At 68.2% G+C, this 25,044-nt stretch carries 22 protein-coding genes; 13 read left to right on the top strand and 9 right to left on the bottom strand.

Annotation, left to right across the window (positions count from 1 at the left end):
* Window position 1 precedes the first annotated feature (1 nt).
* Genes AC24R4_RS07105 through AC24R4_RS07095 form a run of 3 tightly spaced genes read right to left on the bottom strand, consistent with a single transcriptional unit; the run spans window position 2 to window position 3,277 of the window.
* A complete protein-coding gene (locus AC24R4_RS07105; RefSeq protein ID WP_487522995.1) occupies window positions 2-1,018 on the bottom strand; it encodes a cyclase family protein in 1,017 nt (338 codons plus the stop codon).
* On the bottom strand, window positions 1,018-2,259 hold the full coding sequence (locus AC24R4_RS07100; protein ID WP_487522582.1) for a CaiB/BaiF CoA transferase family protein: 1,242 nt from the start codon (window positions 2,257-2,259) through the stop codon (window positions 1,018-1,020). Before AC24R4_RS07100 ends, AC24R4_RS07105 begins: the two co-directional genes overlap by 1 nt.
* 16 nt (window positions 2,260-2,275) lie before the next feature.
* Complete coding sequence (locus AC24R4_RS07095; protein ID WP_487522581.1) at window positions 2,276-3,277, bottom strand: tripartite tricarboxylate transporter substrate binding protein; 1,002 nt, start codon at window positions 3,275-3,277, stop codon at window positions 2,276-2,278.
* Window positions 3,278-3,402: 125 nt separating this feature from the next.
* Between AC24R4_RS07095 and AC24R4_RS07090 the strand changes: the two genes are divergently transcribed.
* On the top strand, window positions 3,403-4,278 hold the full coding sequence (locus AC24R4_RS07090; protein ID WP_487522580.1) for a LysR family transcriptional regulator: 876 nt from the start codon (window positions 3,403-3,405) through the stop codon (window positions 4,276-4,278).
* A gap of 151 nt (window positions 4,279-4,429) precedes the next feature.
* Window positions 4,430-5,482: a DUF1254 domain-containing protein gene (locus tag AC24R4_RS07085; protein ID WP_487522579.1), complete on the top strand. Its 1,053-nt coding sequence runs from the start codon at window positions 4,430-4,432 to the stop codon at window positions 5,480-5,482.
* A 123-nt stretch (window positions 5,483-5,605) separates the two neighbouring features.
* On the opposite strand, the gene AC24R4_RS07080 is transcribed toward AC24R4_RS07085, so the two are convergent.
* Window positions 5,606-6,163 (bottom strand): ferritin-like domain-containing protein, encoded by a 558-nt coding sequence (locus AC24R4_RS07080; protein WP_153946856.1) that lies wholly within the window; start codon window positions 6,161-6,163, stop codon window positions 5,606-5,608.
* A 457-nt stretch (window positions 6,164-6,620) separates the two neighbouring features.
* Between AC24R4_RS07080 and AC24R4_RS07075 the strand changes: the two genes are divergently transcribed.
* A complete protein-coding gene (locus AC24R4_RS07075; RefSeq protein ID WP_400395885.1) occupies window positions 6,621-7,568 on the top strand; it encodes an MBL fold metallo-hydrolase in 948 nt (315 codons plus the stop codon).
* 71 nt (window positions 7,569-7,639) lie between these two features.
* Complete coding sequence (locus tag AC24R4_RS07070) at window positions 7,640-8,551, top strand: bestrophin family protein (RefSeq protein ID WP_400395881.1); 912 nt, start codon at window positions 7,640-7,642, stop codon at window positions 8,549-8,551.
* A 69-nt stretch (window positions 8,552-8,620) separates the two neighbouring features.
* Here AC24R4_RS07070 and AC24R4_RS07065 read toward each other — a convergent pair whose 3' ends face one another.
* Together AC24R4_RS07065 and AC24R4_RS07060 are read right to left on the bottom strand one after the other, a co-directional pair.
* Entirely contained in the window at window positions 8,621-9,253 is a 633-nt protein-coding gene (locus tag AC24R4_RS07065) for a Vgb family protein (protein ID WP_400395883.1), read from the bottom strand.
* 69 nt (window positions 9,254-9,322) lie between these two features.
* Window positions 9,323-10,543, bottom strand: coding sequence for a helix-turn-helix domain-containing protein (locus AC24R4_RS07060; RefSeq protein WP_487522578.1), 1,221 nt, complete (start codon window positions 10,541-10,543; stop codon window positions 9,323-9,325).
* 235 nt (window positions 10,544-10,778) lie between these two features.
* Here AC24R4_RS07060 and AC24R4_RS07055 point away from each other — a divergent pair, with 235 nt between their 5' ends.
* Window positions 10,779-11,672, top strand: coding sequence for a DMT family transporter (locus tag AC24R4_RS07055; protein ID WP_487522577.1), 894 nt, complete (start codon window positions 10,779-10,781; stop codon window positions 11,670-11,672).
* Between the two features lie 96 nt (window positions 11,673-11,768).
* On the opposite strand, the gene AC24R4_RS07050 is transcribed toward AC24R4_RS07055, so the two are convergent.
* Window positions 11,769-12,014: a hypothetical protein gene (locus AC24R4_RS07050; RefSeq protein WP_400396869.1), complete on the bottom strand. Its 246-nt coding sequence runs from the start codon at window positions 12,012-12,014 to the stop codon at window positions 11,769-11,771.
* A gap of 365 nt (window positions 12,015-12,379) precedes the next feature.
* Here AC24R4_RS07050 and AC24R4_RS07045 point away from each other — a divergent pair, with 365 nt between their 5' ends.
* On the top strand, window positions 12,380-12,607 hold the full coding sequence (locus tag AC24R4_RS07045) for a DUF3079 domain-containing protein (RefSeq protein WP_487522576.1): 228 nt from the start codon (window positions 12,380-12,382) through the stop codon (window positions 12,605-12,607).
* A gap of 109 nt (window positions 12,608-12,716) precedes the next feature.
* On the opposite strand, the gene AC24R4_RS07040 is transcribed toward AC24R4_RS07045, so the two are convergent.
* Entirely contained in the window at window positions 12,717-13,067 is a 351-nt protein-coding gene (locus AC24R4_RS07040; RefSeq protein ID WP_400397142.1) for a mechanosensitive ion channel protein MscS, read from the bottom strand.
* A gap of 336 nt (window positions 13,068-13,403) precedes the next feature.
* On the opposite strand from AC24R4_RS07040, the gene AC24R4_RS07035 reads away from it, so the two are divergent.
* Window positions 13,404-14,318: a metal-dependent hydrolase gene (locus tag AC24R4_RS07035; RefSeq protein ID WP_487522575.1), complete on the top strand. Its 915-nt coding sequence runs from the start codon at window positions 13,404-13,406 to the stop codon at window positions 14,316-14,318.
* A gap of 100 nt (window positions 14,319-14,418) precedes the next feature.
* On the opposite strand, the gene AC24R4_RS07030 is transcribed toward AC24R4_RS07035, so the two are convergent.
* Window positions 14,419-15,567: a hypothetical protein gene (locus AC24R4_RS07030; RefSeq protein WP_487522574.1), complete on the bottom strand. Its 1,149-nt coding sequence runs from the start codon at window positions 15,565-15,567 to the stop codon at window positions 14,419-14,421.
* Between the two features lie 408 nt (window positions 15,568-15,975).
* Between AC24R4_RS07030 and fdnG the strand changes: the two genes are divergently transcribed.
* Genes fdnG through selB form a run of 6 tightly spaced genes read left to right on the top strand, consistent with a single transcriptional unit; the run spans window position 15,976 to window position 25,043 of the window.
* Window positions 15,976-19,044: a formate dehydrogenase-N subunit alpha gene (gene fdnG, locus AC24R4_RS07025; RefSeq protein ID WP_400393671.1), complete on the top strand. Its 3,069-nt coding sequence runs from the start codon at window positions 15,976-15,978 to the stop codon at window positions 19,042-19,044.
* A 9-nt stretch (window positions 19,045-19,053) separates the two neighbouring features.
* Entirely contained in the window at window positions 19,054-20,028 is a 975-nt protein-coding gene (gene fdxH, locus AC24R4_RS07020; protein ID WP_400393669.1) for a formate dehydrogenase subunit beta, read from the top strand.
* Window positions 20,015-20,659, top strand: a complete 645-nt coding sequence (locus AC24R4_RS07015) for a formate dehydrogenase subunit gamma (RefSeq protein ID WP_400393667.1) — start codon at window positions 20,015-20,017, stop codon at window positions 20,657-20,659. The genes fdxH and AC24R4_RS07015 overlap by 14 nt, the downstream gene beginning before the upstream one ends.
* Window positions 20,660-20,719: 60 nt before the next feature.
* Complete coding sequence (fdhE, locus tag AC24R4_RS07010) at window positions 20,720-21,685, top strand: formate dehydrogenase accessory protein FdhE (RefSeq protein WP_400393665.1); 966 nt, start codon at window positions 20,720-20,722, stop codon at window positions 21,683-21,685.
* On the top strand, window positions 21,682-23,121 hold the full coding sequence (selA, locus tag AC24R4_RS07005) for an L-seryl-tRNA(Sec) selenium transferase (RefSeq protein ID WP_400393663.1): 1,440 nt from the start codon (window positions 21,682-21,684) through the stop codon (window positions 23,119-23,121). The genes fdhE and selA overlap by 4 nt, the downstream gene beginning before the upstream one ends.
* Window positions 23,118-25,043, top strand: a complete 1,926-nt coding sequence (gene selB, locus AC24R4_RS07000; RefSeq protein ID WP_400393661.1) for a selenocysteine-specific translation elongation factor — start codon at window positions 23,118-23,120, stop codon at window positions 25,041-25,043. The genes selA and selB overlap by 4 nt, the downstream gene beginning before the upstream one ends.
* Window position 25,044: the final 1 nt, after the last annotated feature.

Raw genomic sequence — 25,044 nt, 5'->3', positions numbered from 1 at the left:
GTCAGACCGTGGCAATCGGGTTGGCGGGCGATCCCACCGCGCGCGGCAGGTGCATCGGCGGGGCGGTCAGCAGGAACGAGGCCCGCCCCGCCTGGTGCAGCCATGCGGCCAGCGGCGTCAGGTGCCACATCTCGCCCAGCGGGACGCCAAGCTTGACCAGGCAGAGTTCGTGCAGCGGCAGCAGCGGCCCCGTGGTGCCGGGGGGCAGTGCGTGGCGGCGCTCTTCCACCGCGTGGTTGTCGGCGGCGATGGCGGCGATGCCGGCTTCGTCGATCCAGCGCAGCAGCCGCGCGTCGGTGCCGTCGAGCACCGCGCAGGCATGGCGCAGCCCCGCATGATCGTCGGCCGCGGACAGTTGCAGCGCCATGTCGGCCAGCCCGGTATGCACGCAGAGGATGTCGCCGCGCTGCACGTCCACGCCATCGGCCTCGATCACGCGCATCAGGTCGTCATAGCCCACCGCGCGCCGCGCCGGGCCGAAATGCCGGTGCAGGTCCACCAGCGTGCCGCGTCCCTGGATGCCGCGCGCCGCCATCGGGGCCACCGACAGCGCCTGGGCGCCGATGAACGTGCCATCGGCCGCGCTGCCGCTGCCCACCGAGTAGCCGTTGTAGCCTACCGTTTCGGCGTGTCCATCGCCATCGGCATCGAACAGGCAGTTCACATGGCCCAGCGCGTCCCATTGCGTGGAATATTGCGGCGACAGCGTGACGTGGTCGTCGCTGATCACGTCGGTGGCGCCCGGCACATCGCCCGCCATCGGGCGATTGAACACGCGCTGGCCGTCCTTTTCGGAGGGATGCAGCACGGGCGGGCGCCGGCGGGGATTCAGCACGCCGGCACGCGGCACGTCGAGCGGCAGGCTCAGCGAAAACGTCAGCCCCTTGCGCACTTCGCGCACGGCGGCCAGCACCTGCGCAGGCCCGATCAGGTTGAGCCGGCCAAGCTGGTCGTCGGGACCGAAGTCGCCCCAGTTGGACCCTTGCGGACGCTGCTTCCAGCGCGGGTTCGCGGCCATCATTGGTCCTTGCCGGCGTCGCCGGCATCGATCACCACGCCGGCCGCCTGCAGCGCGGCGATGCGGGCGTCGTCCAGCCCGGCCGCGCGCAGGGCTTCGACCGAATGCTCGCCCAGCGCCGGTGCCGCGCGCCGGAAGGCGCCCGGCGTGCCGCCCAGGCGCGGCGAGATGTTGTGAACCGGAATCTGGCCCATGTCGGCGTCGGGAATCTCCACCACGATGTCGCGCGCATGGAAGTGCGGGTCGTGCTCGATGTCGGAGATGTCGTAGATCGGCCCGATTGTCACGCCGGCCTTGTCGAAGAACGCCACGCAATCGGGCTGGGTCATCGTGCCCAGGAATTCGCCGATGATGCCGTCCAGCAGCGCGGCGTGCTTCACGCGTTCGGCATTGGTGGCGAAACGCGGATCGGTAATCAGCGCCGGCCGGCCGATGGCCCGGAACAGCCGTTCGGTCATGGCCTGCGTGGACGCCGACAGGCACACCCATTTGCCATCGGCGGTCTGGTAGGCATTGCGCGGCGCGCTGTTGGTGGACCGGCTGCCCGTGCGCGGCTTGACCTTGCCGGTCAGCCGGTAGTTGGCCGCCTGCGCGCCCAGGATGGCGAAGATCGGATCGAGCAGCGGCAGGTCGATCACCTGGCCCACGCCGCCGCGCACTTCCACGTTGCGCACGGCGCTGAGCACGCCGATGGCGCCGTACAGGCCGGCGGTCATGTCGCCCAGGTAGATCGGCGGCAGCACCGGCTCGCGATCGGCAAAGCCGTTCATCGACGCAAACCCCGACATGCCTTCGACCAACGTGCCGAAGCCGGGACGATGCGAATACGGGCCGTCCTGGCCCCAGCCCGATACGCGCACGATCACCAGCCTGGGATTGCGCGCCATCAGCACGTCGGGGCCCAGGCCCATGGTTTCGAGCGTGCCCGGCTTGAAGCTCTCGACGAACACGTCGGCGTGGGACACCAGATCCAGAATCACCTCGATGGCGCCTTCGGCCCGGAAGTTCAGGCACAGGCTGCGCTTGTTGCGGCAGTAGGCCTTCCAGGCGGTGGACAGGTCCTTGACCTTCCAGTCGCGCAGCGTGTCGCCGCTGGCCGGTTCCACCTTCAGCACATCGGCGCCCAGGTCGGCCAGCGCCATCGTCAGCGTGTTGCCCGCCACCAGGCGGGAGAGATCGAGGATGCGGATGCCGTCGAGCGGTCCGGTGGCGTCGGGCGCCAGGGCTTGCTGCCTGAACATGGGAAGACTCTGTGAATTATTCGGCGGTGATGTTGCGGGCCTTGGCCACCTGCTTCCAGCGCGCGCTGTCGCGGCGGATATGCTCGGCGAACTGGGGCGCGGTCATCGCGGATGGCTCGGCGCCCTCGCGCGAGAAGATTTCGCGCATCTCGGGCGTGGCGATGATGTCGCGGATCTCTGCGTTGAGCTTGTCCACCAGCGGCTGCGGCGTGCCGGCCGGCGCGAACACGCCCCACCAGAGTTCGGCGGCATAGTTCGGCACGGTCTCGGCCACCGCCGGCCACTGCGGCGCAAAGCGCGAGCGCGACGGCGACGTCACGCCCAGCGCGCGCACCTTGCCGCCCTTGACCTGCGTGGCCACCGACGGGAAGCTGGCGATCACGAACTGCACCTGCCCGGCGATCAGGTCGGTCAGCGCATTCGAGATGCCCTTGTACGGCACGTGGGTGAATTCGACACCGGCGTCGCCGGCCAGCAGTTCGCTGGACATCTGGTTGATCGATCCGATACCGGCCGACCCGTAGTTGATCGCGCCCTTTTCCTTCTTCGCGGCGGCAATCAGGTCGGCCACGGTCTTGTACGGCGACTTGTCGGACACAGCCAGCACCATCGGGCCGCTGGCCAGCATCGCCACGGGCGCGAAGCTCCTGTTCACGTCGTAGCTGGTCCGGGGCTGCACGGCGGCATTGGCGGTCAGCGTGGACGACGTCACCAGCAGCGTCGCACCGTCCGGCGCGGCGCGCGCCACGAATTCGGCGCCGATGGCGCCGCCCGCGCCCGGCTTGTTGTCGACGATGGCCGTGACGCCGAGCTTCTTCGACAGCTTCTCGCTGACCAGGCGGGCAAACACGTCGTTGCTGCCGCTGGGCGGGAACGGCACCACCATGCGGATCGTCTTCGGCACCACCGGCTCGGCCGCCTGCGCGGCGGCCGGGGCCAGCGTGGCGCCGGCCATGGCCAGGGCGACGGTGGAGGCGGTGGAAAAAGCAAGGGTGCGCAGGCGCGAACGATGCGGCATCACGGCGTTGTCTCCAGATATTGTGCGGTGCGGCACCTGTCGATCGGCGCCGTCTGGCAAGCATCGTAGCCATGGCGTCGATTGAGATAAAGTGACGTTTTTAAACCTATCGATGAGAAAAACTCATGAAGGTCGAGTGCTTCCAGACGCTGGCGGCCATCCTGCGCTGCGGCAGCTTCGCCGGGGCGGCGGCCGAGATGAGCCTGTCGCCGAGCGCGGTCAGCCTGCAGATGAAACAGCTGGAGACCTACTTCGGCCAGCCGCTGTTCGACCGCTCTGCCTTGCAGGTGCGGCCCACGCCGTTCGCGCTGGAGGTCAGCGCCACGCTGGACGGCGCGATGCAGGCGATGGAGTCGCTGCGCCGCCGCTCCGCGCCCGTGGTGGAGGGCAAGGTCAGGCTCGGCATCATCGAACCGATGCAGGTGACGCTGCTGCCGCCGTTCACGGCGCTGGTGCGCGAGCGTTATCCCAACCTGGACGTGCGGCTGGAACGCGGGCGCTCCACCGCGCTCGTGGACGCGCTGCGCTCGGGCGCCATCGACGCCGCCGTGGTGGCCCAGCCGGAATCGGGGGCCTCGGCCCGGGTGCGCTGGGCGCCGCTGTTCCGCGAGCCGTGCGTGCTGGTGGCACCTCTGGATTCCGCGGGCCGCACCGCGAAGGCGCTGCTCAAGGCCTACGAGTGGATTCGCTTCGATACATCGACCATTGCCGGGTCGGTGGCCGCGGATTTCGTGCGCCGCACGGCGCCCGACGCGCGTTCGCGCATCGAGCTGCTGTCGATTCCGGCCATCGTGGCCATGGCGTCGCGCGGGCTGGGCGTGTCCGTGCTGCCTCAGCCGGACCCCTATCTGCTTGAGGCATTTCCGGTGCGCGTCATGACGCTGGGCGACGCGCCGCCTTCGCGGCAGATCTCGTTCGTGTCGCGCGTGGCGCCGGCCGAGGACCGCGTCATCGCTGCGCTGCTCGACACCCTGCGCAGCGCCGCGGCCGGAAAGGTCTGAGCGCCGGTGCGCCAGGCCGCCTCCGGGTCAGTTAAACGGTTTCGACGCGCGATCTGACTCATTTCGCAAGGTGCTTCCACACGGGTTGCCTTGCGGCATACTGGCCCGCGATGTGGCCCTCCGGCCACGCTTCCTTGACAAAGGTGAGCCCGTGAAAAAGACGCAGATCGTCAAAGTGGTCAACGCCATCGCGGTGGCGGCCCTCGCCGGTGCCGGCATGGCCCATGCGCAGGACAAACCCGCCGCCGAAGGCACCCCGGTGCCGGTCACCGCCGACAACTTCGTGCGCGCCGAATCGGACATGTACCTGGCCGGCCTGGCAAAGCAGGGCGGCGTGGGCAAGCTGCTGCACCGGCGCGAACCCGCGTCGATCGACCACCAGACCGTGATCCGCCTGAACCGCGACACGCTCTACTCGTCCGGCGTGTTTGACCTGGACGCGGGCCCGGTGACCATCACCATGCCCAATCCGGGCAAGCGGTTCATGTCGATGCAGGTCATCAACGAAGACCACTACGTGCCGGCCGTGTACTACGGCGCCGGCAAGCATGTGCTGACGCGCGAGAACGTGGGCACGCGCTACGTGGTGGTGGGCATCCGCACCCTGGTGGACCCCGCGAGCCCTGACGACATCAAGCAGGTCCACGCGCTGCAGGACGCCATCCAGGTCAGCCAGAAGGCGCCGGGCACCCTGCAGTTGCCTGACTGGGACGCCGCCAGCCAGAAGAAGGTGCGCGACGCCATCCTGGTGCTGCAGTCCACCCTGCCCGACTTCAAGGGCGCCTTTGGCAAGAAGGGCGAGGTCGATCCGGTCCGGCACCTGCTGGGCACGGCCGCGGGCTGGGGCGGCAATCCCGACAAGGACGCCACCTACCTGAACGTGACGCCGCCGAAGAACGACGGCAAGACCGTCTACCGGCTGCATGTGAAGGACGTGCCGGTGGATGGCTTCTGGTCGGTCAGCGTCTACAACGCCAAGGGCTACTTCGAGAAGAATCCCGCCGGCGCCTATACGCTGAACAATCTCACGGCAAAGCGGGATGCGGACGGCGGCATCACGATCCAGTTCGGCGGCTGCGAGGCCAATACGGCCAACTGCCTGCCCATCGTGGAGGGATGGAACTACACGGTGCGGATGTACCGCCCGCGCCATGACGTGCTCAGCGGCCGGTACCAGTTCCCGGCGCCGCAGCCGGTGAACTGAACCCTGGGGGCCGGCTGGCGGCCGCGTAGCAAGGGAAGCGGGAGGGGGCGTGCAGGCACGCCCCCCTTTTCTATGGGCATTCCCGCCGGCATCGGCGCCCGCCAAGGCGCCGCCGGCCAGTGCCTAGTGTTTGCTGTCGTCTTCGGGATGCGACGACAGCAGGTCGAGCATCTCGTCCGCGTGTTCTTCCTCGACGGCCAGGATGCTCTCCATCAGCCGCCGCGACGTGGGGTCTTTCTGGCCGATGTACTGCACGATCTCGCGATAGGTGTCGATGGCGATCCGTTCGGCCACCAGGTTTTCCTTGATCATGTCGGTGAGTGACGTGCCTTCCACATATTCGGCGTGGCTGCGCGACGCCAGGCCGTCGGGCGACAGGTCGGGCTCCCCGCCCAGTTGCACGATCCGCTCGGCGATCTGGTCGGCATGGCCCTGCTCTTCGTTGGAGTGCGCCAGGAATTCTTCAGCCACGCTCTTCGAGTTCGGCCCCTTGGCCATGAAGTAATGGCGGCGATAACGCAGCGTGCACACGATCTCCGTGGCCAGCGCCTCGTTCAGCAGCTTGATCACGGTGTCGCGTTCCGCATCGTACCCAGCGGTCACCGCGCCGTCGTCGATGTGTTGGCGGGCACGCTCGCGAATGGTCTTGATGTCCGTCAGGAACGGTTGCTTGTCAGACATGAGGGGACTCCTTCGTCATCGTTCGAATGGTCCCGCGCCCCGCTGCACGCGGGGGCGGCTTTTATCGCTGCAGGCAAAAACGGTGCCATTCCGCCTAGCCCTGATACGGCGGGGGGCCAGCAGCCTGGCGGCCGTGTGTTTTTTACAAACGCGGGGCACCGGCGCTTGCAAACTCACGTGGCCATCCCACGCAGCCGCCCCCGCCCGTCATCAGCCGAAAGGCTTACCCCCACTACCGCAAGGCCCAACTTGCCGCTGCCCGGCAATCCGCGTAGTGTGACGATTTGCGTACATCTGCAACACATTGCAGATGCCAACCTCGTTCACTCGGAGAATTACGATGGAATCGCGCCGCCTGCCCCGCGCCCGCATGTCCCCTTCCCCGCTGTCTTCGCTGCTGTCGCCGCTGCTGTCCCGCCTGTCGGCTGCCGCTACCGCCACCGCCGTGGCCGCCGTGATGGCCACCGCGTTGCCGCTGGCGGCCAGCGACGCCCAAGCCGCCCCGCCCGCCCAGCAGAAGACGCAGGTGCCGGGCTACTACCGCATGATGGTGGGCCAGCTCGAAGTCACCGCGCTCTACGACGGCTATATCGATCTGGACCCCAAGGTGCTGAAGTACACCAGCGCGCGCCAGGTACAGAGCCTGCTGGCGCGCATGTTCGTGGCATCGACACCCGGCATGCAGACGGCGGTCAATGCCTACCTGGTCAACACGGGCACGCACCTGGTGCTGGTGGATACCGGCGCGGCCGCCTGCTTCGGCCCGACGCTGGGCGGCATCGTGCAGAACCTGCGTGCGTCCGGCTACACCCCGGAACAGGTGGATACGGTGCTGCTGACCCACCTGCATGGCGACCACGCCTGCGGCCTGACCGCCGACGGCAAGCCCGTGTTCCCCAACGCCACGGTCTACGCCGACAAGGCCGATGCCGACTACTGGCTCAGCGAATCGGCGGCCGCCAGCGCCCCCGAAGGCGCCCGGCCGCTGTTCGGCATGGCGCGCGATGCCGTGGCGCCGTACCAGGCCGCCAACCATTTCCGCACCTTCAACGCCACCGCCGGCGAGGAACCGATCCCCGGCGTGCGGGCCGTGCCCACGCGCGGCCACACGCCGGGCCATACCGGCTACCTGTTCGCGGCCGGCAAGGAAAACCTGCTGCTGTGGGGCGATATCGTCCACAGCCACGCCACGCAGTTCCGCCGCCCGAACATCGCCATCGAGTTCGACGTGGACAGCCACCAGGCCGTGCTGACGCGCCAGCGCGTGCTGGCCGATGCGGCAAAGGGCAAGCTGTGGGTGGGTGGCGCGCACCTGCCGTTCCCGGGGCTGGGGCACGTGCGGCGCGATCAGGTCGGCTATACCTGGGTACCCGTGGAATTCGGGCCGATCCGCAGCGATCGCTGATCGCTCGCCCCCCTGTCGGCCGGCGCGCCGGCGTGCGAACATGGCGCCTTTGCCTCGATGTCCGCACGCCGATGATTACCCGCCCGCCGCTTCACTGGTTCCGGATGCTGTTCGTGCTGCGGGGGTCGGTCCTGCCCAGGATTGCCCCGCAGCTCATCACGATCACGCTGTTCGCCGCGGTCATCACGTTCTTTCACGGGCGCATCGGCGAATGGAAGGTGTCGCTGAATTTCGTGCCGTTCTCGCTGATCGGCCTGACGCTGGCCATCTTCCTGGGCTTTCGCAACAGCACCAGCTACGCGCGCTTCTGGGAAGGCCGTACGCTATGGGGCAGCGTGCTCAACGAATCGCGCTCGCTGACCCGCCAGGCACTGACGCTGGTGGCCGACCAGCACGACGCGCGGCGGCTGGCGTACCGGCTCTGCGCCTTCGTGCACGCCTTGCGCCACCAGTTGCGCGGCACCGACGCCTGGCCGGACGTGGCCCCGTTCCTCGACGAGGCCGATGCCGCGCGGCTGAAGGCGGCGACGTTCAAGCCGGCCATCGTGCTGCTGATGGCTGGGGAATGGGTTGGCGAGCGGCTCCGGGCGGGCCAGCTGGCGCCGGCGCTGGCCCAGCCGATGGAGATGTCGCTGAACCAGCTCGGCACCGCGCTGGGCGGCTGCGAACGGCTGGCCAGCACACCGATTCCGTTCACGTACTCGGTCATCATCCACCGCTGCATCTATCTCTATTGCGTGCTGCTGCCGTTCGGGCTGCTCGACTCGATCGGCCTGATGACGCCGGTCATCGTCTGCTTCATCGCCTATACGTTCTTCGCGCTCGAAGCCTTGAGCGCCGAGATCGAGGAACCGTTCGGCGAGGAAGCCAACGACCTGGCCCTGACGGCGATGTCCTACATGATCGAATCCACGGTGCTGGAAATGATTGGCGAGACGCCCAAAAGCGCCGCGCCGTCGCCGCACGACTTCATCCAGGTCTGACGCCCCCGGCACCGATCCCGCCTGGCTATCCCCTCCCGCATGGCGGGAGAGGCGCTGAGGGTTAGCTGCTTACCTCGGCCGCTTCACCGCGCGCACCTTGCCGCTGTCGCCGCCGCCGCAATAGAAGCGGTCCGCGCCGTCCGACTCCAGGCCCGACACGGCCATGCCGGCCGGCATCTCCACCGCTTCGAGCACCTTCCCCGATTGCGGATCGACATGGCGCAGTTCGCTCTGGTCGTTCTCCCAGGTGCCGTGCCAGAGCTGGCCATCGACCCACGTCACGCCGGTAACAAAGCGGCTCGATTCGATGGTGCGGCGGATCGCGCCGGTGCCGGGATCGATCTCGTGGATCTTGCGGTCGCGATACTGGCCCACCCAGAGCGACCCTTCGGCCCAGGCCAGCCCCGAGTCATTGCCGTTTCCCGGCGCCGGGATCGTTGCCACCACCGCCCCGGTCTGCGGATCGATCTTCTGGATGCGGCGCTCGGCGATCTGGAACAGATACCGGCCATCGAACGCGGTGCCGGCATGCGCCGGCACACTGATCGCGCGCCCGGCCTTGCCGCTGGCGGGGTCGAGCGCCAGCAGCCGGTCGCCCACGGCGAACCAGACCTGCTTGCCGTCGTACGTCAGGCCGTGAACATGATCGACACCCGGGAAGGGACCGTACTCCTGGACAATCTCTGCGGCAATACGCTTCATGATGATTTCCTTTGGACGTTTGCAAGCGGCGCATGGCGGCGCGGCTGCGTGGTGGATCTGGAAACCATGCTACGCGCCGGGCAGCGGCGGCGGGAGTAACAAGGCCGTCGCGAATCCGGCCATCGGCGGCGTCATCCAGCGGCGCGCACGGCCGCCGCCCACCGGCTGGACCTTGCCCGCCCCCGCCAGCGCGTCGAGCGCCCGCTGCACCGTGCGCTGGCTGGTGCCCAGCGCCAGCGCCAGTGCCGAACTCGACCACGATTCGCCATCGGCCAGGCACGCCAGCACCGCCGCATGGGCTTGCTCCACGGGATGCGTCATCACCACGATCTCGACCCCGGCAGGCGGTAGCAGCGCAAACCCTTGCGGCGTGGCGAGAATGCGCGCCAGTTCGCCCAGCGCCTTGCGCAGCCGTCCGATTTCCACACGCAGGCGCGCGCGGTGCGTGTCGTCGGGGTGTCGCATGCGGAAGGCCGTGGCGATCAGCGCGTCGCGCGGCACGTCGCCGGGCCACGCCTGCGCCAGCGCGCGGGCCAGCGCAAACAACACCGGCCGCCGCGCCAGCGGCACGACGGCGCCGCGCTGCCGCACGGCCATGCGGCAGGCATCGACGATCAGGGCACCGGACGCCAACCAGGCTTCCACCGCATCGAGCCGCAGTGGCTGCTCCGTGCCCCGCGCCAGCAGACGTGCCACCGGCGCGCGCAGCGTGTCCAGGGCGCCATCGACTTCCGCCATCAGCGCGGGAATGCCGGCCTGCCGCGCCGCGATGCCGGCACGCTGCAAGGCATCGCGCGCAGGCGTGAACGACACGCGACGCATGGCGATGCCGGCCGCCACCAGTTCATGCGCGGCGCGCAGGGCGGGCGGCAACGGTGCGGGATCGATCGTGGCGATGGTCTGCTCGGCATCGTCGAGCTGGCCGGTAAGCAGGTGATGCCGCGCGATCAGGTAGCGCGCGTGCGCGGCGTTGAGCGTGTCGCCATGGGTGTCGAGCACGCGCCAGGCCGTGTCCAGCGCCCTGGCGGGCCAGCCAAGGTCGCGCGAAACCAGGGCGATCTCGGCTTCGGCCACGGTGCAGCGGGCCCGCGCGATATGTTCGCGGGGGCCAAAGGCGCGCGCCGCGCCGCGCAACAGCGCGCGGGCACGCGTGAAATCGCCCAGCTGCGACATGGCAATGCCGCGCAGGGCCAGCGCGGAGGCGTCATCGCGCAGGGCGATGCGGTTCAGCGCGCCGAGCGGGTCGCCGGCCGCCAGCGCGCGCGCCGCCGCCGTGATCAGTGAGTCCATGGGAATCCCGCCACACCGGTTACTCCCCATGCCGGGAGCCGGCGCCTAATCTAGCACACGCCCCGCGCCGATGATGGGCGCCCGACACCGCCGCTGCCGTCTGGATCGACCGTGCATAGCGAACACGCGGCCGTGGCGCGCGGGCGCGTCCCCGGCAGTGCGGCGATGCAGCAGGAGATCCGATGTTATCGTTGCGCCTGATCCCCGCCATGGCCGCCGTCCGGGCCCCTCGTCCATGCCAGAACGCATGTTGCAGGCGCCGGCCACCCCGCTCTGGCTGCGCCTGGCCCCCGCCCTGTTCCTGCTGCTGTGGTCCTGCGGCTTCGTCTTTCTGAAGCTGGGCCTGCAGTATGCCGATCCGCTGACATTCCTGGCGCTGCGCTACGCCTGCGTGGTGGCGCTGCTGATCGGCCCCTGCCTGTGGCTGCGCCCGCCGATGCCGCGCGGCCTGGCGCCCTGGCTGCATCTGGCGATGATCGGCCTGCTGATCCAGGCCGGCTATTTTGCATGCACCTATCTGAGCCTCAAGCTGGGCATGTCGGCGGGCGCGGTGGCGCTGGTCACGTCGCAACAGCCGATCCTGATCGGGCTGCTGGCGCCGGCCATCGCCGGCGAGCGCGTGGACCGCGTGCGGTGGGCGGGGCTGGCGCTCGGGGTGGCCGGTGCCGTGATGGTCATCACGGCCAGATCGCCGGTGCAGATGACGTCGCCGCTGGGCCTCGCCTTCGCGCTGCTGGCGCTGCTGGCAATGACCAGCGGCACGCTATGGGAAAAACGCTTTGGCGCGCCGGTGCATCCGGTACTGGCCAACACGGTCCAGTACACCGTGGCGTTGCTGGTCACCGCCCCGCTGGCCTGGTGGCTGGAACCGATGCACGTACAATGGACGCCGGGCCTGTTCGGGTCGCTGGCGTACCTGGTCGTCGGCAACTCGCTGGTGGCGATCTCGCTGCTGCTCGCGATGATCCGGCATGGCGAGGCGTCGCGCGTGTCGGCGCTGTTCTTCCTGGTGCCCCCGGCCACGGCGGTCATTGCGTTCGTCCTGCTGGGCGAATCGCTGGCGCCGATGGCCTGGCCCGGCATGGCCATCGCGGCGGCGGGGCTGTACCTGGTGATGCGCCGCCGCTAGATCTCGCGGCCCAGGGCGGCGGCCCAGGGCGGAAGCCATGCAAAAGCGGGCCACGCGGGCCCGCCCTGTACTGCCTGTGCGCCAACCGGTTCGGGCTTAGCGCGAAGAGCTGCCCGAAGTGGCGCCGCTGCCGCTGGTGCTGCCGCTCGTGCTGCCGCTAGGGGCCGTGCCATAGCCGCCGCCGCCGTAATGGCCGCTGCGCGAGCTGCCCGAATCGGTCGGGGTCACGGCGCCGGAGCCTGCCACCGAGCCGGAGCCCGTACCACTGCCAGCTGCCGTACAGCCGCCGAGCATCATCATCACCAGGGCCAGTGCTGCTGCCGTCGTTGTCGTCTTCCGCATGGTTTCCTCCATCGAACCGTTAGTCACCCCCCGGCCCGGGCGGAAGCACAAGGGGACTCCCCCGCCTGTCACGCAAACGCCGTTCCAGTGTGCGGGTGGGCAGCACGGCAGACATTTCGTAATCCTGCGGTCAGGCAAGGCACCGCCGGATGGCAGCGGCTACTCACGGTTGTAAGCATTGCCCGGGACGGCGGCTGTGCATGGGCTGCTTACTTCAGAGAGGCGGCCGTGGGCGGATTCCACGTCGTGGATCTGCGTTTGATGCAGCGCAAAGCGAATAGCCATATCGCCAAATTCTCGTGATAAACGGACTACGATCGATGGCGTCGGCGTGCGCCCTTACCCCGCACGTCCGCGCATTCGCCATGGCCAAGAAATTTCCGATTCATCCGAAACATCCCGAGCGCATCTGCTGGGGCTGCGACAGGTACTGCGCGGTCGATGCCATGGGCTGCGGCAACGGGTCAAGCCGGACGCAGCATCCGATGGAACTGCTGGGCGACGACTGGTACGAACACGGCGACTGGGGCATCGACGTCGAGCATGCGCCCGCGTCATCGGCTGCCCCTGCCCCCGCCAAAGTTTCGACCTGAGGAAGCACGCCGGATATCGCGCAATACGGGGGCGGCCCGGCGTTCCCGTGGCCGGCGCGGGCCGGCGTCGATCCGGCCCACGCCGCCTGTACTGCCTGTACTGCCTGCCTCAATAGCCGTAGTACTGTTGCGGCGGGGCGTACTGCACCGGCGCCGGACGGCCGCACGGCACGTAGCCACCCTGGTAGTTGCTATAGCAGTAGCCCGGCGGCACGGCCGGCGCGGCATAGGCCACCGGCTGCGGCGGCGCGTAGACCGGCGCCGGCGCGGCGTAGACCGGCTGGCTGCTGGCCACCAGCGCGCCCAGCGCCAGGCCCGCCACGGCCGCCACCGCAATGGCGGCACCTGCCGAAGATCCGCCACCGCCACGGTGATAGCGGTCGTGGGCCGAGGCGGTCCCGGCGACCAGCATGGCGGCACTCAGGACAGCGATACCGGTGTAACGAATCGACTTGCGCATCTTTCACTCCTTCAGTCGGGCCAACCCTGGCCCTCTCTACGGAATGCATGATGGACGCCCGATGATTACAGTGGGTTACGCCGTCGTGAGCAGATGTAAGCGCACGGAGACATCGCTACCCGCCGGACGGCCTGCCGGCGCGCAGGGATCGCCGTTTCTTGAATTTGGCGTTACAACTTCCTGCGGCGTCCGGCCCGGCCCTGGTGGGAAACGCCGGTTGACAGCGCATCGGCGCATGCAAATACTCCACCTCGCAACGCCTCAGTGCCTGCGCGAATCCTCCCCTGAAGCGGTGCGGTTTTGGCAATGTCGAGACAACTTCAACCAGGGACGACCATGATCACACGCCGCCTTCCGGGGCTTTCGCGCCTGCCATCCTGTGCGCCACGCTTGCTGCTGGCCGGCGCCATCGGGCTGCTCGGCGCCTGCGCCACCAGCGTTTCGCCTACACCCGTGCCGGCACAGCCGGCCGCCGCTGCCACGGCGCCAGTGGCCGCGGGCAAGACCGAAGTCCTGTGGCTGGGCCAGTCGGCCATGCGCATCACCACGCCGGGCGGCAAGGTCATCGTCGTCGACCCATGGCTGACCGGCAATCCGAAGACGCCCGCCGAATACAAGCAGTTGTCCGCGCTGGGCAAGGTCGACCTGATCCTGGTCACGCACGCGCATGGCGACCACCTGGGCGATGCCGTCGCGCTGGCCAAGCTCACCAACGCACCGCTGTGGAATGCCGGCGGCCTGAGCCAGCAGCTGCTTACGCTGGGACAATTGCCGGCCACCCAGGCCATGCGCTTCGGCAAGAGCGGCACCATCGCGCCGCTGGGCGACAACGGTCCGAAGATCACCGCCGTGCACGCCGAGCATTCGTCGGAACTGGTCTGGAAGAATCCCGCCACCGGCAAGGACGAAACCCATTACGGCGGCGAGCCCGTGGGCTACATCATCGAGATGGAGAACGGCTTCAAGATCTGGCACATGGGCGATACCGGGCTCTACGGCGACATGAGGATGGTGGCCGACCGCTACAAGCCCGACCTGGTGCTGATCCCCATTGGCGGCCACTTCACGATGGGCCCCCAGGACGCCGCCATCGCGCTGCGCGACTTCATCCGGCCCCGGTACGCGATCCCGATGCACTACGGCACCAGCCCGATGCTGCGCGGCACGCCCGCCGAACTGAAGACGGCGCTCGGTACATCGGCCGCCACGGCGGTGATCGTGCCGGAACCGGGACAGAAGGTGGATTTTTGATCGGGGCGTCCGACCGCGGCTGAAGAAAGAAAAAACCCGCTGCGAAAGCGGGTTTTTTCGATTGCGATCACAGGCGGCTTGCGCCGCCCGGACATCATGACTACGGGCGATTCACGGAAATGTCGTAGAACAGCGAACGGACATCGAGGCTGATCATGACGGCGACGCCTGTGTTGCCCAGCACCAGGGAAATACCTTCCCGGGCCGTGGTGTCGTTCGTCGGGCCGCGATAGCGTAGGCCATCCGCCGGCTTGTTCTGCACCCACGTATCCACGCGGTTGTCGTTGCGCTTGCGCGTGTAAGTGCTGGATGCGGCGTCCACCGTGATGATTTCGGTCGCACCGGCGCCGACGTTGACGCTCAGATCGCCAAAGAACGTGAGGTCCCAGTACGCGTTCTTCGCGCCGACTACCGGCATCGGACGCACTACCTGCTTCGTGCCGACGATCAGGCCGCTCGCGCTCGAGATGACGGCGGAGACCAGGCCGTCGGTACCCTTGAATGCGGCGACGTAGGCCGTGCCATTGCTGTCGGTCAGCGCAAAACCACCGCCTGGCTGTGCCGAAAGCCTGGGCAGTTCATTGGCCGCCCAGGACGTGCAACTGTCCAGGCCCGCGCAGTCGGCGCCCGCCAGCGCCTTGCCATTCGCGTCGAACGTCAGCTTGACGCGCGTCGGCTGGTAGGTGCCGCCACTTGTCTCGAAGCCCAGGGCGTTCCAGTTACCGGCCAGATCGGCCACCGACAGCGACTGCGCCGGCACCACCAGGTTAGGCAGCACGGCCGGGCTACCCTGGCTCGGAACATTGCGGGCCAGCATCACGCCCGACGGCGATACCTGGATGTCGGACACCGCACCACCGGCCGATGCCGTGAAGCGGCAAGCCTGTTGCGGGACCGGCGCCAGCTGGACGTTCAGCGTGCCGCCCTGGCCGTTGGGCTGGGTCATGGTCAGGTTCGTGGCATCGACGTGCACCGTCATAACGCCAATCGGCGTGGCTGCCAGATAGTCGCCAGTACGCAGGCCGGAACACGTTTCCGATGCCGTCTGGAGAATGGTCTGAATGGCCGCAGCGCCGGCATTGTTGCCTACGGCTGCCGACAGCTGCGCCAGCGTCGTCTGGGCCTTCTTCAGTTGCTCGCCCAGGCGATCCAGCAGTTGATCGAGCGCGTTGCCGGCATTGGCGCCGTTGGCGGCCACGAGCTGTGCCTTGATGGGGTCGACGTTGGACAGGTCGATCACGGGCTTCAACGTCGTTGCCAGGCTGGCGAGCGCGGTCGAGACAGATTTGACGCGCCACGTGCCGGTTTTTCCGGCCTGGGCTGCCCGGACCCTCTGGCGCGCCTCCTACATCACACGCAGGCGTTATGCAACCGCATTACCAGGCGGCGTGGAGTGTGTCCGAGTCGACTTGCGCCGCATAACCCACATCAGGGGCATTGACAGGTGACGAATTTGTAATATTTGGCATACATGGCTGTTACATTTTTAATGGCCCCCAGAGCACCGTCGCGCAAAGCCATATGGGAGGCGGAAGATAGCCTGTCCCGTCACAATTTCGCACCGCACATAGCGAAAACGCCACTATTGCCTATACTCGTCCTTGTCCTCGCAGAACGTCCATGACCGGACGGCGGTCCGGTCTCAGGAGGTGTACCCATGGTTACGATGAACCGCCGACAGTTCCTGAAATTCACGGGAGCGTCGCTGGCGGGGTCAAGCCTGGCGCTGATCGGGTTCGCGCCCGACGTGGCGCTGGCGGAGGTGCGGGCCTACAAGCTGGCGCGCACCACCGAGACCCGCAATACATGTCCCTATTGCTCGGTGGCGTGTGGGCTGCTGATGTACAGCCTTGGCGACAATGCCAAGAACGCAAAGGCCAGCATCATCCATATCGAAGGCGACCCCGATCACCCGGTGAACCGCGGCACGCTGTGCCCAAAGGGGGCCGGGCTGATCGACTTCATCCATAGTCCCAACCGCCTGCAATACCCTGAGTACCGCGCGCCGGGCTCTGACAAGTGGCAGCGCATGACGTGGGACGACGCGCTGGACCGCATCGCCAAGCTGATGAAGCAGGACCGCGACGCCAACTTCATCGAGAAGAACGAGCAGGGCGCCACGGTCAACCGCTGGCTCAGTACCGCGATGCTGGCGGCGTCCGCCAGCAGCAACGAGGTGGGCTACATCACGCACAAGACTGTCCGCAGTCTTGGCATGCTGGGATTCGACAACCAGGCGCGTGTCTGACACGGCCCGACGGTGGCAGGTCTTGCCCCGACGTTTGGCCGTGGCGCGATGACGAACCATTGGGTCGACATCAAGAACGCGGACGTCATCCTGATCATGGGCGGCAATGCCGCCGAGGCACACCCGTGCGGATTCAAGTGGGTCACCGAGGCCAAGGCGCACAACAAGGCGCGGCTGATCGTGGTGGACCCGCGCTTCACGCGGTCGGCATCGGTGGCGGACTACTACGTGCAGATCCGCACCGGCACGGACATCGTGTTCCTGGGCGGCGTGATCCGCTGGCTGCTGGAAAACGACAAGATCCAGCACGAGTACGTGAAGAACTACACGGACATGACGTTCATCGTCCGCGAGGATTACCAGTTCAAGGACGGCATCTTCTCGGGCTACGACGCCGAGAAGCGCCACTACCTCAAGGAAACCTGGGACTGGGAAATGGGCGACGACGGGTTCGTGAAGACCGACCCCACGCTGGCCCACCCGCGTTGCGTCTACCAGTTGCTGAAGGCCCACTACGCGCGCTATACGCCCGAGATGGTGGAACGCGTCTGCGGCACGCCGCAGGACAGGTTCCTGAAGGTCTGCGAGATGATGGCGTCGACGGCCACGCCCGACCGCGCCATGACGATCATGTACGCGCTGGGCTGGACGCAGCACTCGATCGGCTCGCAGATGATCCGCACGGGCGCCATGGTGCAGCTGCTGCTGGGCAATATCGGCATTGCCGGCGGCGGCATGAACGCGCTGCGCGGGCACTCGAACATCCAGGGCCTGACCGACCTGGGCCTGATGACCAACCTGCTGCCCGGGTACCTGACGCTGCCGTCAGACTCCGAGACGGACTACGGCAAGTACATCGAGGCCCGCTCGTTCAAGCCGCTGCGGCCCAACCAGCTCAGCTACTGGCAGAACTACGGCAAGTTCCATGTGAGCCTGATGAAGGCCTGGTGGGGGCCGGCGGCCACCCAGGATAACAACTGGGCGTTCGACTACCTGCCCAAGCTCGACAAGCCGTACGACATGCTGCAGGTGTTCGAGATGATGAACGCCGGGCGCATCAACGGCTACATCCTGCAGGGCTTCAACCCGCTGGCGGCGGCGCCCAACAAGGCCAAGCTGCTCAAGGGCCTGAGCCAGCTCAAGTTCATGGTGGTGATGGACCCGCTGGCTACCGAGACCAGCGAATTCTGGCGAAATTACGGCGAATCGAACAACGTCGATTCGAAGTCGATCCAGACCGAGGTGTTCCGCCTGCCCACCACCTGCTTTGCCGAGGAAAACGGCGCGCTGGTCAATTCGTCGCGCTGGCTGCAATGGCACTGGCAGGGCGCCGATCCGCCGGGCGAGGCGCGCAGCGACATCGAGATCATGGCGGCGCTGTGGCTGCGCATCCGCGCCATGTACCAGAAGGAAGGCGGCAAGTATCCCGATCCGATCGTCAACCTCTGGTGGCCCTATGCGGTGCCGCACTCGCCCTCGCCCGAGGAACTGGCCAAGGAGTATTCGGGCCGGGCCCTGACCGACCTGGTGGACCCGAAGGACCCGACCAAGGTGGTGCGCAAGGCCGGCGAGCAGCTCAACAGCTTTGGCGAGCTGCAGGCCGACGGCAGCACCATGAGCGGCTGCTGGATCTACTGCGGGTCGTGGACGCAGGCCGGCAACCAGATGGCCAAGCGCGACAACAGCGACCCCACCGGCATCGGCCAGAACCTGAACTGGTCGTGGGCCTGGCCGGCCAACCGCCGCGTGCTGTACAACCGCGCGTCGTGCGACGTGAGCGGCAAGCCGTTCAATCCGGCGCGCAAGCTGATCGCGTGGAACGGCAAGAGCTGGACCGGCTTTGACACGCCCGACTTCAAGCTCGACGAAGACCCGGCCAACGGCATGGGCCCGTTCATCATGCAGGCCGAAGGCGTGGCGCGGTTCTTTGCGCGGCAGACCATGGTGGAGGGGCCGTTCCCCGAGCACTACGAGCCGTTCGAGAACCCGCTGGGCTACAACCCGCTCAACGGCAAGGACTCCAAGGTCATCAGCAACCCGGCGGCGCGTGTGTTCAAGGACGACTGGGCGCAGTTCGGCAAGCCCGATGCCTATCCGGTCATCGCCACCACGTACCGCCTGACCGAGCACTTCCACTACTGGACCAAGCACGCGCGCATCAACGCCATCCTGCAGCCGGAACAGTTCGTGGAAATTGGTGAGGAACTGGCCAAACAGGTGGGCGTCAAGGCCGGCGACCGCGTCAAGGTGACGTCGATGCGCGGCTATATCCGCGCCGTGGCGCTGGTGACCAAGCGCATCAAGCCGTTCAGGATCGACGGCAAGACCGTGCACATGGTTGGCATACCGCTGCACTGGGGCTTTACCGGGCTGACCAAGCCGGGCTTCCTGGCCAATACGCTGACGCCGTTCGTGGGCGACGGCAACACCCAGACGCCCGAGTTCAAGTCGTTCATGGTCAAGGTCGAACGGGCATAGGAGACCGACATGGCACTACAGTCCCTGGATATCGTGCGCCGGTCGGCCACCACCACGCCGCCGCCCAGCGTGCGCGAGCCCGTGACGGGCAGCGTGGCCAAGCTGATCGACACCACCAAGTGCATCGGCTGCAAGGCCTGCCAGGCCGCGTGCATGGAATGGAACGACCTGCGCGGCGATGTGGGCACCAACGTGGGCGTCTATGACAATCCGGCCGATCTGGACGAGCATACGTGGACGCTGATGCGGTTTGCCGAGTACGAGAACCCGAACGGCAACCTCGAATGGCTGATCCGCAAGGACGGCTGCATGCACTGCGAGGACCCGGGCTGCCTGAAGGCCTGCCCGGCGCCGGGCGCGATCGTGCAGTACGCGAACGGCATCGTCGACTTCCACGAGGAAAACTGCATCGGCTGCGGCTATTGCATCACGGGCTGCCCGTTCAACATCCCGCGCATCTCCAAGCAGGACCACAAGGCCTACAAGTGCACACTGTGCTCCGACCGCGTGGCCGTGGGCCAGGAGCCGGCCTGCGTGAAGACCTGCCCGACCGGCGCCATCGTGTTCGGCACCAAGACCGACATGATCCAGCATGCCGAGGAACGCATCGTCGACCTGAAGTCGCGCGGCTTCGAGAAGGCCGGCCTGTACAACCCGGCCGGCGTGTCGGGCACTCATGTGATGTACGTGCTGCACCACGCCGACCAGCCGAGCCTGTATCACGGCCTGCCTGACGATCCGCATATCAGCCCGCTGGTGAGCCTGTGGAAGGGCCTGGCCAAGCCGCTGGCCGTGGCCGGCATGGCCATCGCGGCGCTGGCCGGCTTCTTCCACTACATCCGCGTGGGCCCGAACGAGACCGGCCCCGAGGACGAAGCGGCGGCCGAGGACGAAATCGTGCGCTGGGGCCGCGACAACCCCCGCCCGCGCGGCACGCCCGATGAAGTGGTGCCCCCCGAGGAGGTCCGCGATGAGAATCGATAAGCGCCGCGAGGCAACCATCCGCCGCTACACCGCGGGCGAACGCACCAACCACTGGATCGTCGCGCTCACGTTCGTGCTGCTGGCGCTGTCCGGGCTGGCGTTGTTCCATCCGTCGATGTTCTGGATGAGCGCGCTGTTCGGCGGTGGCACCTGGACGCGCATCCTGCACCCGTTCCTGGGCGTGGTGATGTTCCTGGCCTTCCTGATCCTGGCCGTGAAGTTCTGGCACCACAACCTGCTGACGTGGAGCGACCGCGAATGGCTGCGCCACGGACGCGACGTCCTGACCAACCACGAGGAAAACCTGCCCGACGTGGGCCGCTACAACGCCGGCCAGAAGCTGCTGTTCTTCCTGATGGTGGGCTGCCTGGTGCTGTTGCTGCTGAGCGGCATCGTCATCTGGCGCACCTACTTCTCGGCGTTCTTCCCGATCTGGGCCCTGCGGGTGGCGTCGGTCGTGCATGCCGTTTGCGCCTTCGCGCTGATTTGCGGCATCATTGTCCACATCTATGCAGCCGTATGGGTTAAGGGTTCCGTGCAGGCCATGACGCGCGGAACGGTCACGCCCGGCTGGGCGTGGAAACATCATCGCACCTGGTTCCGGGAGACCTTCCGGCCGGGCGACAAATAGCGGGCCGGTGGCGGGAAGCCGATACGCCAGACACGCCGGACTGCCAGAGGATGACGACGGATGGTGCAGCGCATTCTGGAGCCGGCGGAAATCGAATCGATCGACCACATCGCCATCGCGCGTGTGCGGCTGCCCGATCGCGCGGAGGTATTTGCCGCGCGGGCGCAGCGGCTGCGCCAGCTGGCCCCCGGCAACCCGATCGGCCCCTACCTGCTGCTGATGGCCGCCGTGGCCGACGCGCAGCATGGGGTGGCGCAGTCGCTGGCCGAGTCTCCCGGTTTCGCGGCCCTGTCCCCCGAAGCCATCGACCGTGCCGGCGAGCACTGCATGCCGCTGCTGACCGCGCAGGACGCCGGCGCGCCCCATGCGGCCGCCGCGCTGTTCGACCGGCTGGCCACCACCTGCCCTGAACTCGCGGCCCCGCTGGCCACCCTGCGTGCGATGCCGGCCGATGCGCTGGCCAACGCCGTGCAGGGGCTGCTGGGGCTGCGCCATGCGGCCGACAGCCCCATCGACACCGCCACCGCGCCGCTGCTGATGGCGGCCCTGCAGCTGGACCGCACCGTGCTGGCCAGCCTGCTGCGCGAGCAGGACCTGCCGATGCTGGACGTCCACACGGTCTGCCCGGTCTGCGGCACGCCGCCCGTGGCCAGCATCGTGCGCATCGGCGGGCGCTACCAGGGGCTGCGCTATCTGCACTGCGGCCTGTGCGCCACCGAATGGCACATGGTGCGCGTCAAGTGCAGCCATTGCGAAACCACCGAAGGCATCAGCTACTACGCCGTCGAAGGCCAAGGCGACGCGCTCAAGGCCGAGACCTGCGGGCAATGCCATCACTACCGCAAGATCGCCTACATGGAGAAGGACCCGATGGTCGAGCCGCTGGCCGACGATCTGGCCTCTCTGGCGCTCGACGTGATGATGGGCGAAGCCGGCTTCGGCCGCGCCAACGGCAACCCGCTGCTATGGCTGGCCGATGACGAAGACGATGACGGCGGCGTGGCGATGCCGGAGGTGCACGGATGAACGACACCGTGTCGATGCCCGCCCGCCCCGCAGACATCCCATCGGTCGACCGCGTGCTGCGGCTGCCGGGCCTGCAGCCGTTGCTGGACCGCTACGGCCGGGCACCGGCCACCAGCGCCCTGCGCCGCCTGCTCGACGCGCTGCGCGCCCAGGCCGTGGCCGGGCAGCTCGCGCGCCAGGCCATCGGCGACGACGCGCTGTGCGCGGCCCTGGCCGCGCAACTGGCGCGCGACGCCGAGCCGCGCATGCGCGCCGTGTTCAACCTGACGGGCACGGTGCTGCATACCAACCTGGGCCGTGCACTGCTGCCCGACGGCGCCGTGCAGGCGGTCGTCCGCGCCATGACCACGCCGGCCAATCTCGAATTCGACCTGGACACCGGCGGCCGTGGCGACCGCGACGATCTGGTCGCCGACCTGCTCTGCGAGCTGACCGGCGCGCAGGCCGCCACGGTGGTCAACAACAACGCGGCGGCCGTGCTGCTGATGCTCAACACGCTGGCGCAGCGGCGCGAAGTGGTGGTATCGCGCGGCGAACTGGTGGAAATCGGCGGCGCCTTCCGCATTCCCGATGTCATGCAGCGCGCCGGCGTCAAGCTGGTGGAGATCGGCACGACCAACCGCACGCATCCGCACGACTACGCCAACGCCATTGGCGCGCGTACGGCGCTGCTGATGAAGGTGCATTGCAGCAACTACGAGATCACCGGCTTCACGCGCAGCGTGGAGGTGGCCGACGTGGCGCGCATTGCCCAGCCGCTAGGCCTGCCCGTGGTGGTGGATCTGGGCAGCGGCACGCTGAGCGACCTCTCCCAGTGGGGCCTGCCGCGCGAGACCACGGTGCGCGAGACCATCGCCGCAGGCGCGGACCTGGTCACGTTCAGCGGCGACAAGCTGCTGGGCGGCCCCCAGGCCGGCCTGATCGTCGGCCGTGCGGACCTGATCGCGAAGATCAAGAAGAACCCGCTCAAGCGCGCGCTGCGCGTGGGCAAGCTCACGCTCGCCGCGCTGGAGCCGGTGCTGCGGCTGTATCGCGATCCGGACACGCTGGTGCAGTCGCTGCCCACGCTGCGCCTGCTGGCGCGGCCGGCCGGCGAGATGGCGGCGATGGCCGAGCGCCTGCGGCCCGCGGTCCAGGCACCGCTGGGCGATGGCTGGCAGGTCGCGGCCGTTCCCATGGTCAGCCAGATCGGCAGCGGAGCGATGCCGGGCGGGCAACTGGGCAGCTTCGGGCTGGTCATCGGCCCGCGCGACGCCGGCAAGCGTACCGGCCGGCGTCTGCAGCAGCTGGAAGCCGCGCTGCGCGCGCTGCCGCGCCCGGTGATCGGCCGCGTCAGCGAAGACGCGCTATGGCTGGACCTGCGCTGCCTGGAAGCTGGGGACGAAGCCGCGTTCGCGGCGCAGTGGCCCCTGCTGGCGGAGGCGCTGCGCCCATGATCGTCGGCACGGCCGGACATATCGACCACGGCAAGACCACGCTGGTGCGCGCGCTGACCGGCGTCGATACCGATCGGCTCAAGGAAGAGAAGGCGCGCGGCATCTCGATCGAGCTTGGCTATGCCTACACGCCGCTGCCGGATGGCGACGTGCTCGGCTATATCGACGTGCCCGGCCACGAACGCCTGATTCATACGATGGCCGCCGGGGCCAGCGGCATCGACCTGGCCCTGCTGGTGGTGGCCGCCGATGATGGCGTCATGCCGCAGACGCGCGAGCACCTGGCCATCGTCGAGCGACTGGGCGTGCCGCGCGCCGTGGTGGCGCTGACCAAGGCCGACCGGGCCGATGCCACGCAGCTGGCCAGCGTGCGCGGCGAGATCGAGGCGCTGCTGGCCGGCACCCCCTATGCTGGCGCCGACGTGTTCCCGCTCAATGCCACCGACGATGCCGATCCCGGCGTCGCGGCGCTGCGCGCCTGGCTGCAGGACACCGCGCAGCATACGCCGGCCCATGGCGCCGACGGACTGTTCCGCCTGGCGGTGGATCGCGTGTTCACGCTGGGCGGTCATGGCACGGTCGTCACCGGCACCGTGTTCGGCGGCCGCGTGGCGGTGGGCGACGTGATGCAGGTGGCGCCGTCGGGCCTGCCCGCGCGCGTGCGCAGCATCCACGCCCAGAACCGGCCGGCGGAGGCCGGCCTGGCGGGCCAGCGTTGCGCGCTGAACCTGGCCGGCATCGACAAGGCAGACATCCATCGCGGCGACTGGATCGTCGATCCCGCGCTGATGGCGCCGGTGACGCGCATCGATGTCCGGCTCACGCTGCATCCGGGCGCCGGTTCGCGGATCGGTCACTGGTCGCCGCTGCACGTCCATCTTGGCGCCGCGCATCGCATGGCCAATGCCGTGCTGCTCGACTGCGAAGCCCTGGAGCCCGGCGGCATGGCGCTGGCCCAGCTTGTATTCGCCGCGCCGGTCTGTGCGGTGGCCGGCGACCACTTCATCCTGCGCAATCCGCAGGCCACGCAGACCGTGGGCGGCGGCGTGGTGCTCGACAACGTGGCACCCGAGCGGCATCGGCGTGCGCCCGGGCGTCTTGCCTGGCTGCTGGCAGTGGAGCAGATGCTCGGCGGGGCCGGCATCCTGCCGTTGCTGGACCATGCGCCGCACGGCGTGGCCGAGGCCCGGCTGGTACGCCTGACAGGCCTGCCGGCCAGCGCGATGACGCTGCCGCCCGCCGTGCTGCGCATCGGCGAGACGCTGATCCTGTCGCGCTATCTCGATACACTGCGCAGCGGCGTGCTGGACACGCTGACGGCCTTCCATGCGCGCATGCCCGACGAGCCCGGCCTGGGCGCCGGTTCGCTGCGCCGGGTGGCATTTGCGGGCGCGCCGATCCCCGACGCGCTGTGGTCCGCCCTGCTCGACACGCTGCTGCAGCAGCAGGCCGTGGAACGGCATGGCGGATGGCTGCGCCTGCCGGGCCACGCCATCACCTTCACCGATGCCGATCAGGCACTGGCCGCGCAGTTGCTGCCGCGCGTGGCAGCGGGGGGCTTCGACCCGCCCTGGGTGCGCGAGCATGCGGTGGCGCTGGGCGCGCCCGAGGAACAGGTGCGCCAGGTGCTGCGCAAGCTGGCGCGCCAGGGCACGCTGCATCAGGTGGTGCGCGACCTGTTCTATGCCGAAGCCGCCATCGAAACCATGGCCCGGCTGTTCGGCACGATGGCGGCGGCGCAGGGCCATGTGGAGGTGATTGCGTTTCGCGACGCCGTGGGGCTGGGCCGCAAGCGCACGATCCAGGTTCTGGAGTTCTTCGATCGCGCGGGATACACTCGCCGCGTGGGCAATGCGCGCATGCTGCGCCCCGATAGTGAATGGCGCCCGCTGGCCACGCCTGCCCGGCCAGCGCCGTCATAGA

It is taken from the genome of Cupriavidus sp. CER-90, assembly GCF_057652055.1.
Note: the sequence above shows the minus strand (reverse complement) of the source record. Positions and strands in the feature narration are given on the sequence as shown.